This window comes from Microcella pacifica, assembly GCF_009371975.2.
In the GTDB taxonomy this organism is placed as follows: domain Bacteria; phylum Actinomycetota; class Actinomycetes; order Actinomycetales; family Microbacteriaceae; genus Microcella; species Microcella pacifica.
The window spans coordinates 55,906-72,670 of record NZ_VIKT02000006.1 but is presented as its reverse complement, the minus strand read 5'-3'; the positions used below and the strand labels follow the sequence as shown (position 1 = coordinate 72,670).

Genomic DNA, 16,765 nt, shown 5'->3' with positions numbered 1-16,765 from the left:
GACCTGGGTGGCAGGTCAACCGCTCACTTCTGTCACCTCAGCCTGAGTTGCGAACATGCGCGAGCGCTCGAGCACCCCTCGGCCGGCTCGCCGACGTACCGTGCGCGTTGCCGCGCCGTGCCGCGCTGCGGGCTACGCCTCGCTGTCGTCGTCGACCCAGTCGAAGGTGCGGGTGACCGCCTTCTTCCACAGGCGCAGGCGACGCTCGCGCTCTTCCTCGCTCATGCGCGGCTCCCAGCGCTTATCCTCACGCCACAGCTCCCGCAGCTCGTCGCGGGACTCCCAGAAGCCCACGGCGAGCCCAGCCGCATAGGCGGCGCCGAGCGCAGTGGTCTCGGCGACGGCGGGCCGCACGACGGGGATGCCGAGGATGTCGGCCTGGAACTGCATGAGCAATTCGTTGGCGGTCATCCCGCCATCGACCTTGAGCTCGGCGATCGGCACATCCGTGCCGGCGTCGGCGGCGTCGAGCACCTCGCGCGACTGGAACGCCGTCGACTCGAGCGCCGCGCGCGCGAGGTGCGCCTTCGTGACGTAGCGGGTGAGGCCCACGATCGCGCCGCGGGCATCGGGCCGCCAGTACGGGGCGAAGAGCCCCGAGAACGCGGGCACGATGTACGCGCCGCCGTTGTCCTCGACCGAGAGCGCGAGCTTCTCCACCTCGGGCGCCGAGGAGATGAGGCCGAGGTTGTCGCGCAGCCACTGCACGAGCGAGCCCGTCACGGCGATCGAGCCTTCGAGTGCGTAGCGCGGTGCTTCGTCGCCGAGCCGGTAGGCGACCGTCGTGATGAGCCCGTGCTCGCTGCGCACGATCTCCTCACCCGTGTTCACAATGAGAAAGTTGCCGGTGCCGTAGGTGTTCTTCGACTCGCCGGCATCGAATGCCGCCTGACCGAAGGTGGCCGCCTGCTGATCGCCGAGGATGCCCGCCACGGGCACCTCGCGCAGCAGCGAGTGCGTCGACGCGCGGCCGTAGACCTCGGCAGAGGAGCGGATCTCGGGCAGCATCGAGCGAGGCACTCCGAAGGCCTCGAGCAGCGCGTCGTCCCAGTCGAGCGAGCGCAGGTCCATGAGCAGCGTGCGGCTCGCGTTGGTGACGTCGGTCGCGTGCACGCCACCCTCGGTGCCGCCCGTGAGGTTCCAGAGCACCCACGTGTCGGTCGTGCCGAAGAGCAGCTCGCCGGCCTCGGCACGCTCACGGGCCCCCTCGACGTTCTCGAGGATCCACGCGATCTTGCTCGCGCTGAAGTAGGTGGCGAGCGGCAGGCCCGTCGTCTCCGCGAAGCGCCGCACGTCGCCGTCGGCGATGCGGTCGACGAGGTGCTGCGTGCGCGTGTCCTGCCACACGATGGCGTTGTAGATGGGCTTGCCCGTCGCGCGGTCCCACACGACGGCGGTCTCGCGCTGGTTGGTGATGCCGATCGCGGCGACGTCGTGGCGTGTGAGGTTGGCCTTGGAGAGGGCCTGGCCGATCGCCTCGCGCGTGTTGTTCCAGATCTCGCTCGCGTCGTGCTCGACCCAGCCCGCGTGCGGGAAGATCTGCTCGTGCTCGAGCTGCCCGACGGAGACGATCGCTCCACCGTGGTCGATGATGATCGCGCGGGTGCTCGTGGTGCCCTGGTCGATGGCGACGATGTGCTGGCTCACGTTCGGTTCCTTCCTGGGGCGGGCGACGGTGCCTCGATCCCGGTGACTCCGTGCTTCTCACGCAGCAGTTCTGCTGTCTCGGCGATCTCCTCCGCGATGCGTCCAGCATCCCATCCGAGCGGCACGGCGGCGAGTTCGGCGAGCTCGGCGAGCAGGGGGTACCCGACTTCTCCGATGAACGCCATCGAGGTGCGCCGCATCACGATGTCGCTCAGCCGCACGACCCGCTCCGCCTCGATGAGGTGGAGCATCTCGGTGCGGGAGTAGCCGGGAGCGCTGGCGAGGGGGGCATCACCCTCTGTCTCGATGCGCCGAAGAATCTGCTCAGCGCTCGTGCCGTAGCGGTCCAGGAGGGTCTCGACGCGGTCGCGCGGGATGCCCGGCGCGACGCGCTCGCTCCACGCGAGCCGAGCATCCGCCGTCGTGGGGTAGCCGACGGCCCCACCGATGAGGCGGCCGTCCGTGCTCACGCCGCGATCGCGGCCGAGCAGCGCGAGCACGCGGTCGCTCAGCTGCTCGCCGAGCGCGCGGAAGGTCGTCCACTTGCCGCCGATGAGGCTCAGCACGGTGGTCGTGGCAACCCGGCGCGATTCGACGCGGTAGTCGCGCGAGATCTGGCCGGTCGAGTCGGCGTCCTGCCGGGGCAGGGGGCGCACGCCGGAGAAGCGGAAGACGATCTGGTCGCGATCGACCTGGATCGCGGGGAAGACGTGACGGATGAGCCCGAAGAAGTAGTCGACCTCGTCCTCGGTGCAGACGATGGGGTCGCCCATGTCGTGCGGCAGGTCGGTCGTGCCGACGAGAACGCGCCCCTTGAGGGGGTAGATGAGCACGATGCGGCCGTCGGTGAACTCGAAGAAGATCTCCCGCCCCGCGCACGCGGCGAGCAGCTCGGGGTGGTCGAGCACGATGTGCGAGCCCTTCGTGCCGCCCATGTACTGGGAGGCATCGCCGAGTGCCTCATTGGTGAGGTCCGTCCACGGCCCCGAAGCGTTGACGACGACCGAGGGATGCACCTCCCACGTCTCGCCGCCGATGACGTCGCGCAGGCTCACGACGCCGTCGACGTCCATGCCGATGGCCTCCACGTAGTTGAGGGCCTGCGCGTGGTCACCGGCGTCGAGACCGTCGGTGAGCACGTCGAGGGCGAGGCGCTCGGGATCGTGCATCGAGGCGTCGTAGTAGGTGGCCGTCCACCGCACATCGTCGCGCAGCTCGGGCAGGAGCTGCTTCGAGGCCGTCGCACCGCGGAACTGGTGGCGGGGCACCCTGCCGCCGTCGCGCGAGAACAGGTCGTAGATCGTGAGCCCGGCCTTGATGATGAGCGCCCCGCGCTCTCGGCGCTTCCTCGGGCGCAGGCCGAGGAACTTGAGGGGCGCCTGGATGATCGACGAGAACGTCGAGAAGATCGGGATGGTCGTGGCCAGCGGGCGCACGTAGTGCGGGGCGAGACGCAGCAGGGCGTTGCGCTCGTGCACGGACTCCTGGACGAGGCGGAACTCGCCGTTCTCGAGGTACCGGATGCCGCCGTGGATCATGTGGGACGAGGCAGCGGATGCTCCCGAGCAGAAGTCGCCGCGGTCGACCAGCAGCACGCTCACGCCGTTGAGGGCGAGATCGCGGAAGGTCGCAATGCCGTTGATGCCGGCGCCGATCACGAGGACGTCGACCGCCGAGGCCTTCTCGCGGATGTCGGCGAGCAGTTCTGAACGCGCGGGTGTCGCGGCTGATGCGGTCATCGGATCGGAGGGCCCATCGGTCGGGGAGGTCGGGGGTCGCACCCATCTTGGTCAGAACGACACATCTACCCAAAGCGTATGCACAAACGTGCACGCAATCAGGCGACAGTGCGATCGCTCTGCGCCGACTCCGATACGCGACCGTCCGGCTCCACCACGCGACTCGCCAGACTCTCGTCGAGCACGAGATCGGTGATGAGCCCTGCCGCGAGCGCACCGCGCAGGCTCGCGAGCTTCTGCACGCCGGAGACGACGCACACCCGTCGTGCCACCTTGCGCAACCGGTCGAGACTGGGGCCCGATGCACGACTGTTCAGGGCGATGTCGCTCGACGTGCCATCAGGTCGGTAGAACACCGTGGCCACGTCGCCGACGGCGCCGTCCTCACTGAGGCTGCGGTAGTCCTCGGCGTCGAGATAGCCGCCGATGTACACCTGGCTCGGAATCTCCGCGAACGGGGAGCCGAGCCCGAAGATGGCCAGGTCGAGACGAGCCTGGATATCGAGCAGTCGCTTGGTGCTCCGCTCCCGCCACAGCCCCTCCTTCGTGCGCGGATCATCGAAGAACGCGGGGACGGGAAATTGCTGGATCTGCGCGGAGTAAGCAGAACTAAAGCGCTGCAAGATCTCGCTCGCGTAGTCGATGCCCGTGGTCTGGGTGTTGCCGGCGCCGTTCAGTTGCACGACCACGGTGTTGTGCACCGGTTTCGCGACGAGGTGCCGACTGATGGCACCCACCGTCGAGCCCCAGGCGACGCCGATGATCATGTTCGAGTCGACGAATCCCCCGAGGATTCGTCCCGCCGTCATCGCGACGCGCTCGAGACGATCAATATCGCTGATCGATTCGGGCATCGGCACCACATGCGCCGTGACCCCGAACCTGGAGTGGATATCCTGCTCGAGAGCGGAGCCCCGATCGAACGGCGAGGTAATGCGAATGTCGACCAGGCCGCTCTCCCGCGCGAAGCTCAACAGCCTCGAGACCGACGAGCGTGAGGTGCGCAGCTCCGTCGCGATGGCGCCCATCGTGAGGTCTTGCAGGTAGTACATCTTGGCGGCCTTGAGCGCACTCGCTGCCTTGAGCGCCTCGCTGCTGGTCTGCGGCATCGCGCCGGCACCTCCTGAACGAATGTGCAACTGCTCTGGTCGAACATGCAGGTGGTCACTCTATGGCACAGAACGTCCGCGTCCCAGCCCGACGCACGTTTGTGCAGATTGGTTCCAGAGCGCGTCTCATGCCGCGACACCGCCTTAGTGTTCGTATGCGGACGCGATCCTCCACCGTCTGCCCACCCCGTTCACGGCGCTCTCGCAGCGCGTCGCCCACCGGGCGCGTGACAGTTCACAACAAAGGAGTTTGAACTCGATATGAGACAAGCACTCTTCAAGCGCAACGGCTTCTGGCTCGCCCTCGCGCTCATCTTCGCCCTGATCTCCGGGATCGGTGCATCACTGGTCCAGACCGCTGGCGGCAACGTGAAGGTCGACGACCTGAAGTGGGAGACCGCCTCCGGTCGAACTCTGAACGCGCTGCTGTTCACGCCGGCCAACGCCACGGCCGAGAGCCCGGCGCCCGCCATCGTCGTGAGCCACGGCTGGTGGAACAACCGCGAGATGCAGACCCCGAACTACGTCGAGCTCGCGCGCCGCGGTTACGTCGTCATGTCCATCGACATGTACGGGCACGGCAACTCCGACCCGCTCCCCGTGGACGAGATCGCCGTCGGCGGCACCGGCATGTACGACGCCGTGCTGCTTCTGGCCGACCTGCCCTACGTCGATCGCGACGCCATCGGCGTCACCGGGCACTCCAACGGCGCCCGTGCCGCGAACTTCTCGGTACCGCTCGATGACGCCTCGGGCGACCCGCTCATCTCCTCGATTCTGCTGGTCGACAACGACCCGCTCTACGTCGACGGCGATGGCATCTACACGAACGTGTACGGCTCGCGCGACGTCGGCCTCATCCAGGCGCAGTACGACGAGTTCTTCTTCCGCAGCTACGACGAGAACGGCGTTCAGCTGACCGCGCCGCGCGATTACCTCGGCACGCCCAACGCGCAGTCGTTCCTCAACTTCGGAGCCGACCCCGCCGACCTCACCGAGGAGCGCGAGGGCAGCACGATCTACACGGAGAACATCGACGGCACCGAAGCGGTCCGCGTGATCTACTCTCTGCCGCAGACGCACCCGTGGAGCACCACGTCGAGCACGGCGGTCGGGCACCTCGTCGACTACTTCGAGGAGACCCTCCCGGCGCCGGCCCCGCTCGATGCGGGCAACCAGCTCTGGCAGCTCAAGGAGTTCTTCACCGCCCTCGGCCTCGTCGGCTTCGGCATCATGCTCGTCGCGATCCCGCGCGCGCTCCTGACGACGTCGGCCTTCCGCCGACTCGCGGTCGCGCCCGCCGAGATCGCGCCGCTCGCCGGGCGCGTGCCGAAGATCTGGTTCTGGGCGGGACTCGCCGTCTCCGTCGTGATCTCCGCGTGGAGCTACGTCCTCGTCAGCCAGACGCCCGAGGTGCTCGGCATCACCTTCAACGCGGTGCCGTCATTCGTCCCCACGGGCTCCGTGTTCTTCATCGGAGTGTGGGCGGCGATCAACGGACTCGCGGCCGCGATCATCATGATCGGTGCCTACTTCGCCTTCGGGCGGAAGTCGGGCATGAGCCTGCGCGGCTCGGGAGTGCTGCCCGGCTGGAAGAACTTCTTCCACGGCATCGGCCTGGCGCTCACCACCGTGTTCCTCATGTACGCGGTCGTGTTCCTGGTCGACTACTTGTTCAAGACTGACTTCCGCCTCTGGGTGATCGGTGTGAAGTGGTTCACCCCGGACAAGTTCGGCTACGCCCTGGTCGTGCTGCCGCTGTTCCTGCTCTACTTCGTGGCGAACTCGATCGCGATCAACGCGTTCAACCGCGTCACGGTGGCGGGACGCGAGTGGGTCAACACGGCGATCCTCGCCCTGGCGAACTCGCTCGGCCCGATCATCCTGGTCGTCGCGCAGTACACGACGTTCGCGGTCACGGGCAACCTGATCCCGGGCTTCGGGGGTATCTTCAGCATCTGGCTGTTCCCGGTGATCCTGATCCTCGCGGTGGCGGCGATCGTGTCGCGCAAGCTGTACCGCGCGACCGGCAACCCGTACATCGCCGGGTTCCTCAACGCCACGGTCGTGGTGCTCATCTCGGTGTCGAACACGCTGGTCATCACTTACTAGCGTCAGCACACCCGGTGGCCCCCGCGCAGCACAGCGCGGGGGCCAATGTCGTGCCGGGAGTTCCCAGCCCACACGCGGGAATACTCCAGGGCTTCCGATGTTGACTACCCTGAAGACACGAACGTGTTCCGGGGTCGGTGAAAGTCCGAGCCGGCGGTGAGAGTCCGCGACCCGCGAGCGACGAGCAGTCGCGAACGGTTGAACCGGTGGAACTCCGGTACCGACGGTGAGAGTCCGGAGGGGAGGAGCACGCGAGCGGCAGCCTGCCGCCGCGACCCCGGAGAACCCTGACGACGCAGAGGACCCGGGAAGACCAGCGGATGACCAGCACAGACGCGCCGCACGACGGCGCGGCACTCGAGGGCTCGGCCGTCGACGCGCGCGTCGAGGCCGCCATGCGTCGCGCCCTGAGTCTGGCGCAGCACGGCCCCGTCACGGGGGGTAACCCCCAGGTCGGCTGCGTGCTGTTGGACGCGCACGGCGAGATCGTCGCGGAGGGTTGGCATCGCGGCGCCGGTACCGCCCACGCCGAAGTGGATGCTCTCGCCCAGCTCGACGACGCTCGCGATCTGACCGCCCAGGGGCTGGCCTCGTCCGACCCTCGCGCCGCGGGCCTCACCGCCGTCGTGACGCTCGAGCCCTGCAACCACACCGGCCGCACGGGCCCGTGCGCCCAGGCCCTCATCGACGCGGGCATTGCGCGGGTCGTGTACGCGATCGATGACCCCGACGCGCGAGCGGGCGGCGGCGCAGAGCGCCTCCGTGCAGCGGGCATCCCGGTCATCGGCGGCGTGCTCGCGGAGGAGGCGACCGACCTGCTCACCCCGTGGCTCACGAGCGTGCGGCTGGGCCGCCCGTGGGTCACCGTCAAGTGGGCGTCGACCCTCGACGGTCGCACTGCCGCGGCCGACGGCTCGAGCCAGTGGATCACCGGCACCGCGTCGCGCCAGCGCGTGCATGATCAGCGCGCCGCCCACGACGCGATCGCCGTCGGCACAGGCACCGTCCTCTCCGACGACCCCTCCCTCACGGCTCGCGGTGACGGCGGCGAGCTGCTGCCTCACCAGCCCCTCCCCGTCGTCTTCGGAGAGACACCCGTACCCGCCACCGCGCGACTGCGCGAACACCCGGCGGGCCTCATCGAGGTGGGCCATCGTGACCTGGAGTCTGCGCTGAGCGCTCTCACCGAGCGCGGCGTGCGCCGGCTCTACGTGGAGGGTGGGCCGACCCTCGCGAGCGCGTTCCTGCGCGCTGGACTCGTCGACGAGGTGCTCGTGTACCTGGCGCCCCTGCTGCTCGGCGGGCCGCGGCTCGCCCTCGACGACCTGGGCATCGGCACCATCGCGGAGGGACTGCGGCTGAACATCCGCTCCGTCGAGTCCCTGGGCACCGACCTGCTCGTGACCGCCCGCCCCCAGTCTGCGCCCGGCTCTCACGCCGCCGACCGCTCGACCCTCGAGGAGAGGTAGCACCATGTTCACCGGACTGATCGAAGAACTCGGCGAGATCGTCGCCCTCGCGCCCCACGGCGACGCCGCACGCCTGACCGTGCGCGGACCCCTCGCGACGAGCGACGCGACCCATGGCGACTCCATCAGCGTGATGGGAGTGTGCCTCACCGTCGTCGAGCAGGGCGCCGACTGGTTCACGGCCGACGTCATGGGCCAGACCCTCGCGATGTCGACGATCGGCTCCTGGACGGCGGGGGCCGCCGTGAACCTCGAGCGCGCCGCCGCTGTCGGCGACCGCCTCGGCGGTCACATCGTGCAAGGGCACATCGACGGTACGACGACCGTGCTCGAGGTGCGCGAGGCGGGGCAGTGGCGCGTGCTGCGCTTCTCTCTCGACGCCGCGCACGCGCCGCTCGTCGTCGACAAGGGCTCGATCGCCGTCGACGGCGTCAGCCTCACGGTCAGCGCGGTCGGCGACGAGTGGTTCGAAGTGTCGCTCATCCCGGAGACGCTGAGTGCGACGACCCTCGGCAGCCTCGAGGTCGACGACGCGGCGAACCTCGAGACGGACATCCTCGCCCGGCACATCGCACGCCTCGCCCAGTTCGGGGCCGGCGCGCACGACAGAGAGGACCTCTCATGAGCATCGGCACGATTCCTGAGGCGCTGGACGCCCTGCGGCAGGGCCGGCCCGTGCTCGTGGCCGATGACGAGAACCGCGAGAACGAGGGCGACGTCATCATCTCGGCCGAGCTGGCGACCGCGCAGTGGGTGGCGTGGTCCATCCGCCACACCAGTGGGTTCCTATGTGCGCCGATGACGGCCGAGATCGCCGACTCCCTCGCCCTGCCCCTCATGGTGCCGGACAGGGAGAGCGAGGACCCCCGCCACACCGCCTACACCGTCACCGTCGACGCCGCAGAGGGTCTCACCACCGGCATCAGCGCCGGCGACCGTGCCCGCACCCTGCGCGTGCTCGCCGACGCCTCCTCCACCCCCGCGAGCCTGCACCGCCCCGGCCACATCGTGCCCCTGCGCGCCCGCCCCGGCGGCGTGCGCGAGCGCGCCGGGCACACCGAGGCCGCAGTAGACCTCATGGTGCTCGCCGGTCTGCGCCCGGTCGCCGCGATCGGGGAGGTCATCGCCGACACCGGTGACATGATGCGGCTGCCCGAGCTGATCCGCTTCGGCGAGGAGGAGGGCCTCGTGGTCATCACGATCGTCGACCTCATCGCCTTCCTGAACTCGGGCGAGACCTACGTGCCGGCCTCCGCCGAGCCGCGCAGCACGCGCCCCAGCAGCGTCTCCTTCGAGGTCGAGACGACCGTACCCACCAGCCACGGCCCGTTCACGATGCGCGCCTACCGCGACCGCAAGACCGGCGCCGACCACGTCGCCATCATCAGCGGGATGCCCCGCGACGACATGATCGTGCGCGTCCACTCCGAGTGCCTTACCGGGGAAGCCTTCGGCTCTCTCAAGTGCGAGTGCGGGCCCCAGCTCGACGCCGCACTGGACACGATCCAACGCGAGGGAGGCGCGGTGCTCTACCTGCGCGGCCACGAAGGGCGCGGCATCGGCCTCATCAACAAGCTGCGCGCCTACCGACTCCAGGAAGAGGGCTACGACACCCTCGACGCCAACCTCGCCCTCGGCCTACCCGCCGACTCCCGCGACTACGAAGCGGCCGGCGACATGCTGCACGACCTCGGCGTGCACCGCGTACGCCTTCTCTCCAACAACCCCGAGAAGCAGCGCCAGCTCGTGCAGTACGGCATCGAGGTGAGCGAGCTCGTGCCGCTCCTCGTCGGAGTGGGCCTCGACAACGAGGGCTACCTCGGCGCGAAGCGCGACCGCATGGGGCACCGACTGCCGGAGACCATCACGAGCGCACCCGTGCTCTCCACCCTGGAAGGAACCACCCCATGAGCGGCGCAGGAGCACCCACCCTCACCACCGACGGCACCGGCCTGACAATCGCGATCGTCGCCGGGCAGTGGCACGCCGAGATCTCCGACGGCCTGCGTGCCGGAGCCCGTCGCGCCCTCGAAGCCGCGGGCGCCACCGTCGTCGAGTACGCCGTGCCGGGCTCGTTCGAGCTGCCCGTCGTGAGCAAGGCCGTGCTCGACGCCGGTGCAGACGCCGTCGTCGCCCTCGGCGTCATCATCCGCGGCGGCACACCGCACTTCGAGTACGTGAGCGCCGCCGCCACCGACGGCCTCACCCGCGTCGCGCTCGACACCGGCAAGCCCGTCGGCTTCGGCGTGCTCACCCTCGACGACGAACAGCAAGGCCTCGACCGCGCCGGCCTGCCCGGTTCGAAGGAAGACAAGGGCGCCGAAGCCGCCGAAGCCGCCATCGCGGCCGTGCACGCGCTGCGCGCCGCGCACCGCCTCGGCGTCTAGGCCCGAGACGTGCGGGGATCGCGCGGCTCTAGCAGCTCACCCAGCGGGCGGCGGCCCGCGTGAAGCTGTACGGCTCGTTCGGCACCCCACCGTGCGTCATCGCGAACAGGATGCACGTGCCCGCCATGCTGCCCGTGTTACCCGGCTTGTACAGCGACGCCCGGTGACCACTGGAATCCCACCACTTCTGCGCCACGGTCGACCCCGTGTTGCCCGACCCGCCCGCAAGGTTCCCATCGCAACCCACACTGGGCACACCATCACTGCGCTGCGAGCCGATGTGACCCCACGCGCTCATCGGGTCGGTGCTGGGATCCTCCGCCATCCAGAACAGACGCTGCTCCATGCACGAGTCGTACCGAATATTGCCGAACGGCACCGGCGGCAGACAGTTCGCCACCCGGATCTCGTTGTACCGCGCCGCGAACGACGCCAGGTCGTCACTCGTGGTGCCGGCGACGCCCAGCGCGGACGTCGCACTCGGTGCACCCGCGGTGCTGCCGGAGATCGGGGCGGAGCACGCGGGAGTGGCGAGCTCGCTCGGTAGCGGCGCCGGCAGCGCGCGGTAGACCACGTCGGATTCCTCCGTGACGGTCCGGTTGGCGGGCGCGGGCGCGCTCGCCGACGACGTCGCCCCGCCGGACGAGGTGCGCTCCGGCTCCGGCGCGCTCCCGGCGCCGTCGGTCGCGTCCTCGCGAGGCTCGTCCTGCGTGACGTCCTCCGTCGATGCCACGGCCGCGGGCGCATCCTCGGCGTCCAGCACGGTCGGCGACGGTGTCGGGCTCGGAACGGACGCGGGCGACACGGCCTCGATGAGGCTCGCGCTCGGCGCTCCACCGGGTGCCGTCGACGGCGTGGCGGTGATCGCCGCCGGGATCGCCGGAATCGCCACGATGATGACCGCCGCGATGGCGGCCCCTGAAAATACTGAACGCAACACGCTGTGCTCCCCCCGAAGCTTGGCCTTGCCGGCAGCCCCCCGGCTGCTGATCCCACGCTATGCCCGCGGCCACCCGCGCACCAAGTGCGGGCAGTCGAAAAACGAACGGATGACCCGCGAACTGGGGTCACGGCCGAGGACTGGCGACCCCCGGTCGGGGGTACTGAACTGTTCGGAGAGCCCTCGGAGTCGGATTGCCTGCGCAAGCGGCGAAGGCGATGCGCTGCGAGTCAGCCCGGCGAGCGCGCGTCAGCGCAGGAAGAGCGCACGCAGCCGCCGCGTCGCGACGACGATGCCGACGGCGATCATGACGCCGAAGTAGCCGAGGTGCACCCACAGCATGGGCGAGAGGGCGCCCGTCGTGACACCGCGGATGAGCTCGACGCCGTGCCACAGCGGCAGCGCCTGGATCACCCACTGGATGACGTGCGGGTACACCGAGATGGGGTAGAACGTCGCCGAGAAGAGGAACATCGGCAGCATGATGAAGGTGACCCACTCCACCTGCTGGAAGGTCGTGAAGTAGCTCGTGATGGCCATGCCGACGCTCGCGAAGCCGAAGGCGATGACGAGCACGGCGGGCAGCGCGAGCAGAGCGGTCCACGCGAGGTTGAGCCCGAGCACCTGCATGACGACCATGAAGCCGACCGCGTACATGGCACCCCGCAGCAGGGCGAGCAGGATCTCGCCGAGCGCGACATCGAGCGGCCCGAGCGAGGTCGTGAGCATGCCCTGGTAGAGCTTGGCGTAGTTGAGCTTGAAGAAGACGTTCCAGGTCGAGTCGTAGACGGCGCCGTTCATCGCCGACACCGCGAGCAGAGCGGGAGCGATGTACGCCGCGTACGACACCTCAGCACCCGTCGAGGTCTGCACGGTGCCGACGAGCGCGCCGAAGCCGATGCCGAGCGAGAGCAGGTAGAAGACGGGCTCGAAGAACCCGCTGAAGACGACGAGGTAGTTGGTGCTGCGGGTCGCGAGAAGACCACGATGGATGACCGCCCGCGTGTTGCCCGCATACAGGGCGCCGCGCTGCGCGCGCACGGCGGTCATCGGTTCAACCGCCGCACGAAGTGGCGACGCGTCGCCCACAGGCCCACGACGATGATGCCGCTCAGGTAGCCCACGTGCGTCACGGTGAGCCACAGCGACTCCTCGAGCCCGTACGTGGCGACGCGGCCGAGCTCGGCGCCGTGCCACAGCGGCGAGATCCAGCCGATCGGCTGCAGGTAGACGGGCAGCTGCTCGAGGGGGAAGAACGTGCCCGAGAAGAGGAAGAGCGGCATGATGCCGAACCGCTGGATCATGGCCATCTGCCCGCGATCGTCCTTGATGGTCGAGGTGTAGCTCGAGAGCACGAGCCCGATCGCCATGCCCGTGAGCACGGCGGAGCCGATCGCGAGCACTCCCCAGGCGGACGGCACGGCCCCGAAGGCGAGGATGACGCCGAAGTAGATCGTGACGGTCATGATCATGCGCGCGAGGATCGCGAGCATGATGCCGTTCACGATCTGCCCACCCGTGAGCGGGGCGGCGTTCATGCCGAAGAAGGTGGGGTTCCACTTGAACCCCATGAGCACGGGGTACGTCGTCTCGTTGGCCGCGATCGTCATCGCCGCCGTCGCCATGAGTGCGGGGGCCACGAACTCGAGGTAGCTCACTCCCGCGACACCCTGCGGCACGAGGCTCGCGAGCCCCACCCCGAGGGCGAAGAGGTAGATGAGCGGGTTGCCGAAGCTCTGGAAGACCGCCTCGCCGACGTAGCCCTTCATCGCGAGGAGCCGGTGCTCGGCGACGTACCAGCTGCCCCAGCGGCGCGGCGCGACGCCCGCGGTGAGCGCGCGCCGGGCATCCTCTCGATCGATGCGACCGGTCGTGTCTGCGGCAGTCACTCGATCAGGCTCCGCCCCGTGAGGCGCAGGAATACGTCTTCGAGGCTCGAGCGGCGCACGAGCGAGGTGATCGGGTGCAGGCCGCGCTCGGTCAGCGCGACGAGGTCGGCCTCTCCGTTAGCGCTGTAGATGAGCAGGCGATCGGGCAGCACCTCGATGCGCTCACCGAGCCCGACGATCTGCTCGGCGACGTGCGCGTTCCGGTCGCTGCCGAAGCGCACCTCGAGCACCTCGCGGCTGGAGTGCTCGCGAATCAGCTGAGCGGGCGAGCCCTCGGCCATGATGCGGCCCTTGTCGACGACCACGAGCCGGTCGCACAGCTGCTCGGCCTCGTCCATGTAGTGCGTGGTCAGCACGAGCGTCGTGCCCTGCTCCTTGAGGCGGAACAGACGATCCCACAGGATGTGCCGCGCCTGCGGGTCGAGGCCCGTCGTCGGCTCATCCAGAAGCAGGATGCGCGGCTCGTTGATGAGCGCACGCGCGATCGTGAGGCGGCGCTTCATTCCGCCCGAGAGGTCGTCGACCTTCGACTTGGCCCGGTCGGCGAGCTGGGCGAACTCGAGCAGGGCGTCGGCGCGCTCGGCGACGAGGGCGCGCGGCAGCCCGAAGTACCGCCCGTAGACAAGCAGGTTGTCGCGCACGCGCAGATCCATGTCGAGGTTGTCCTGCTGCGGCACGACGCCGAGCTGCGAGCGGATGTCGGGGCCGTGATGCTCCGGGTCGAGGCCCAGGATCGTCAGGTCGCCGCTCGTGCGCGTCGACACCGCGCCCACCATGCGCATCGTCGTCGACTTGCCGGCGCCGTTCGGCCCGAGCAACCCGAACGACTCCCCGGGCGCGACCTCGAAATCGATGCTGTCGACGGCGGCGACACCGCCGTAGGTCTTGGTGAGGGCGGTCGCGGAGATGACGGACTCTGGCACGAGATCAGAGCCTAGACCCGGGCGGCTGACACTGCCGCACGGCTCGCTCATGGCCGGAGTCGGGCAGGATCATGGCATGAGCTCGAGCGCACCCCCGGCCCCCACGACCCCCCGACGCAGCCTTCTCGGACGGCCCGTCGACGACGGCCCACGCGCGAGCTTCAGCCAGCTCATGCCCTACCTGCTCGAGCACCGCACGGTGCTCTCCTGGGTCATCGTCATCAGCGTGCTCGGTGCGGGCGCCTCCCTCGCGCAGCCCCTCCTCGTCGCCCAGGTCATCTCTACGGTCGAGGAGGGCGGCGAGCTCGGCGGCCTCGTGGCCCTGCTCGTCGGCCTCGTCGTGCTCGCCGGCCTCCTCAGCGGATTCGGCCACTACCTGCTGCAGCGCACGGGCGAGGGCGTCGTGCTCTCCAGTCGCCGCACGCTCGTGCGCCGACTGCTGCATCTGCCGATCAGCGAGTTCGACCAGCGCCGCACGGGCGACCTCGTGAGCCGCGTCGGCAGTGACACGACCCTGCTGCGCGCCGTGCTCACGCAAGGGCTCGTCGAGGCGATCGGCGGCAGCCTCACCTTCCTCGGCGCCCTCGTGGCGATGATCATCATCGATCCCGTGCTGCTGCTGCTCACGGTGCTCGTGATCGCGGTGTCGGTCGTCACCGTCGTGCTGCTCTCGGCGCGCATCCGCATCGCCAGCCGCAAGGCGCAGGAGAAGGTGGGAGACCTCGCCGCGGCCGTCGAACGGGCCATCTCCTCCGTGCGCACGGTGCGCGCCGCGAATGCGACCGAGCGCGAGATCACGACCATCCACGAGGATGCTCGAGGCGCGTGGCTCCAGGGCATCAAGGTCGCCAAGATCTCCGCGCTCGTCGTGCCGATCTCCTCGATCGCGCTGCAGATCTCGTTCCTCGTGGTGCTCGGCGTGGGCGGCTACCGCGTCGCGGCCGGCGACATCGAGATCGCCGAGCTCGTCGCCTTCATCCTGTTCCTCTTCCTCCTCATCGGCCCGCTCGGGCAGGCCTTCGGGGCGATCACGAGCGTCAACAGCGCGCTCGGAGCGCTCGGGCGCATCCAGGAGATCATCGGCCTGCCCAGCGAGGCGGAGGGCGACACCGACGTGGCACCTGCCGCGGCGACCGCCGACCGTGCCGCGATCGCGTTCGACGACGTGCACTTCCGCTACCCGGAGGCCGCGCGCAAGACCGAGCAGGAGAAGGTGATAGCTGAGGTCGTCGGCGACGCGAGCGACGGCGGTGACCGTGAGAGGACAGTGCTCGACGGGGTCACCTTCTCGGTGCCGCAGGGCTCGCGCACGGCGCTTGTGGGGCCGAGCGGTGCGGGCAAGTCGACGATCCTGTCGCTCATCGAGCGGTTCTACGACCCGACCGAGGGCGTCATCCGCATGGAGGGCGTCGACATCCGCGCGCTCGATCGCACCGAGCTGCGCGGCCGCATCGGCTATGTCGAGCAGGATGCTCCCGTGCTCGCCGGTACCCTGCGCGACAACCTCCTGCTCGGCTCACCGATGGCGAGCGACGACGACTGCGTCGCGGTGCTCGAACGGGTCAACCTGCTCGAGGTGCTGCAGCGCAGCGACCAGGGTCTCGACGCGCAGGTGGGCGAGAGCGGGGTCATGCTCTCCGGCGGCGAGCGCCAGCGCCTCGCCATCGCCCGGGCACTCCTCGCCGCTCCCTCGATCCTGCTGCTCGACGAGTCGACGTCATCGCTGGACGGCGTCAACGAGCGGCTCATGCGCGAGGCGATCGACGCTGTCTCGGCCGACCGCACACTCATCGTCATCGCGCACCGGCTGTCGACGGTCGTCGACAGCGATCAGATCGTCGTGCTCGAGCACGGACGCGTGATCGGCACCGGCGTGCACGCGGACCTCGTGCGCGACGTGCCCCTGTACCGCGAGCTCGCGCAGCACCAGCTGCTCACGTAGACCGCGCCGCGCACGGGCTCAATCGGTACTGACCTCCACGTGGCCGCCCTCGGTCGCGATCTCCGAGAGCGCAGCCTCGCTCGACTCGGCGGCGACTCCCGCGACCAGATTGCGCAGGACGCGCACGGAGCGCCCGTGCTGCAGGGCGTCGAGGGCCGAGGCGCGCACGCAGTAGTCGGTCGCGAGCCCCACGACGTCGATCTCGGTCACCTCGAGCTCATCGAGTGCCTGCGGCACGGATCGCCCGTCGTCGGTCGTCCCCTCGAAGATCGAATAGGCGGGCACCCCCTGCCCCTTGCGCACGTGGATGTCGATGAGGCCCGTGTCGATGCTCTCGTGGTACTCGGCGCCGTCGGTGCCGGCCACGCAGTGCACCGGCCAGGTCAGCACGAAATCGGGGTCGGCATCCGTCGCGAAGTGCCCGCCGTTGTCGTTGTCGCCGTCATGCCAGTCTCGTGAGGCGATGACGACGTCGTAGAGGTCGGGATGCCGTCGCACGTGCTCGGTGATCGCCGCCGCGACGGCCGCACCGCCGTCGACGCCGAGAGCACCACCCTCGGTGAAGTCGTTCTGCACGTCGATGATGAACAGGGCGCGAGCCATGTCGC

General features: G+C 69.3%; 14 protein-coding genes and 1 riboswitch. Of the genes, 6 read left to right on the top strand and 8 right to left on the bottom strand.

The annotated features are described in order from the left end of the window. Window positions 1-132: 132 nt before the first annotated feature. The 3 genes from glpK to FK219_RS05005 all read right to left on the bottom strand — a co-directional run bounded on the left by glpK (window position 133) and on the right by FK219_RS05005 (window position 4,495). Window positions 133-1,647: a glycerol kinase GlpK gene (gene glpK / locus FK219_RS05015; RefSeq protein ID WP_152582295.1), complete on the bottom strand. Its 1,515-nt coding sequence runs from the start codon at window positions 1,645-1,647 to the stop codon at window positions 133-135. Beyond that, the gene (locus tag FK219_RS05010) at window positions 1,644-3,386 is read right to left on the bottom strand and encodes a glycerol-3-phosphate dehydrogenase/oxidase (RefSeq protein ID WP_152582294.1); all 1,743 of its coding nucleotides are present in this window, start codon (window positions 3,384-3,386) and stop codon (window positions 1,644-1,646) included. The genes glpK and FK219_RS05010 overlap by 4 nt, the downstream gene beginning before the upstream one ends. Before the next feature lie 98 nt (window positions 3,387-3,484). Then, window positions 3,485-4,495: a sugar-binding transcriptional regulator gene (locus FK219_RS05005; RefSeq protein ID WP_152582293.1), complete on the bottom strand. Its 1,011-nt coding sequence runs from the start codon at window positions 4,493-4,495 to the stop codon at window positions 3,485-3,487. Window positions 4,496-4,756: 261 nt separating this feature from the next. Here FK219_RS05005 and FK219_RS05000 point away from each other — a divergent pair, with 261 nt between their 5' ends. From FK219_RS05000 to ribH, 5 genes are all read left to right on the top strand, one after another. Next, window positions 4,757-6,607 carry an alpha/beta hydrolase family protein gene (locus FK219_RS05000; protein WP_168212495.1) on the top strand — a complete coding sequence of 617 codons (1,851 nt, stop codon included), beginning with the start codon at window positions 4,757-4,759 and terminating at the stop codon, window positions 6,605-6,607. Window positions 6,608-6,727: 120 nt separating this feature from the next. After that, window positions 6,728-6,861: riboswitch (FMN riboswitch) on the top strand. Window positions 6,862-6,927: 66 nt separating this feature from the next. Beyond that, window positions 6,928-8,076 (top strand): bifunctional diaminohydroxyphosphoribosylaminopyrimidine deaminase/5-amino-6-(5-phosphoribosylamino)uracil reductase RibD, encoded by a 1,149-nt coding sequence (ribD, locus tag FK219_RS04995; protein ID WP_407941883.1) that lies wholly within the window; start codon window positions 6,928-6,930, stop codon window positions 8,074-8,076. Between the two features lie 4 nt (window positions 8,077-8,080). Further along, on the top strand, window positions 8,081-8,701 hold the full coding sequence (locus FK219_RS04990) for a riboflavin synthase (protein ID WP_152582292.1): 621 nt from the start codon (window positions 8,081-8,083) through the stop codon (window positions 8,699-8,701). Further along, entirely contained in the window at window positions 8,698-9,987 is a 1,290-nt protein-coding gene (gene ribB / locus FK219_RS04985) for a 3,4-dihydroxy-2-butanone-4-phosphate synthase (protein WP_152582291.1), read from the top strand. The genes FK219_RS04990 and ribB overlap by 4 nt, the downstream gene beginning before the upstream one ends. Next, the gene (gene ribH / locus FK219_RS04980; RefSeq protein ID WP_152582290.1) at window positions 9,984-10,463 is read left to right on the top strand and encodes a 6,7-dimethyl-8-ribityllumazine synthase; all 480 of its coding nucleotides are present in this window, start codon (window positions 9,984-9,986) and stop codon (window positions 10,461-10,463) included. Before ribB ends, ribH begins: the two co-directional genes overlap by 4 nt. A 28-nt stretch (window positions 10,464-10,491) precedes the next feature. Here the strand turns inward: ribH and FK219_RS13440 are convergent, their stop codons facing one another. From FK219_RS13440 to FK219_RS04960, 4 genes are all read right to left on the bottom strand, one after another. Continuing rightward, complete coding sequence (locus FK219_RS13440) at window positions 10,492-11,403, bottom strand: hypothetical protein (RefSeq protein ID WP_210416776.1); 912 nt, start codon at window positions 11,401-11,403, stop codon at window positions 10,492-10,494. A gap of 249 nt (window positions 11,404-11,652) precedes the next feature. Then, window positions 11,653-12,453, bottom strand: coding sequence for an ABC transporter permease (locus tag FK219_RS04970; RefSeq protein WP_152582289.1), 801 nt, complete (start codon window positions 12,451-12,453; stop codon window positions 11,653-11,655). Continuing rightward, on the bottom strand, window positions 12,450-13,292 hold the full coding sequence (locus tag FK219_RS04965) for an ABC transporter permease (RefSeq protein ID WP_328821606.1): 843 nt from the start codon (window positions 13,290-13,292) through the stop codon (window positions 12,450-12,452). The genes FK219_RS04970 and FK219_RS04965 overlap by 4 nt, the downstream gene beginning before the upstream one ends. Further along, window positions 13,289-14,215, bottom strand: a complete 927-nt coding sequence (locus FK219_RS04960) for an ABC transporter ATP-binding protein (protein ID WP_328821605.1) — start codon at window positions 14,213-14,215, stop codon at window positions 13,289-13,291. The genes FK219_RS04965 and FK219_RS04960 overlap by 4 nt, the downstream gene beginning before the upstream one ends. 76 nt (window positions 14,216-14,291) lie before the next feature. On the opposite strand from FK219_RS04960, the gene FK219_RS04955 reads away from it, so the two are divergent. After that, window positions 14,292-16,157: an ABC transporter ATP-binding protein gene (locus FK219_RS04955; protein WP_152582287.1), complete on the top strand. Its 1,866-nt coding sequence runs from the start codon at window positions 14,292-14,294 to the stop codon at window positions 16,155-16,157. 18 nt (window positions 16,158-16,175) lie between these two features. On the opposite strand, the gene FK219_RS04950 is transcribed toward FK219_RS04955, so the two are convergent. After that, a complete protein-coding gene (locus tag FK219_RS04950; RefSeq protein ID WP_152582286.1) occupies window positions 16,176-16,760 on the bottom strand; it encodes an isochorismatase family protein in 585 nt (194 codons plus the stop codon). Window positions 16,761-16,765: the final 5 nt, after the last annotated feature.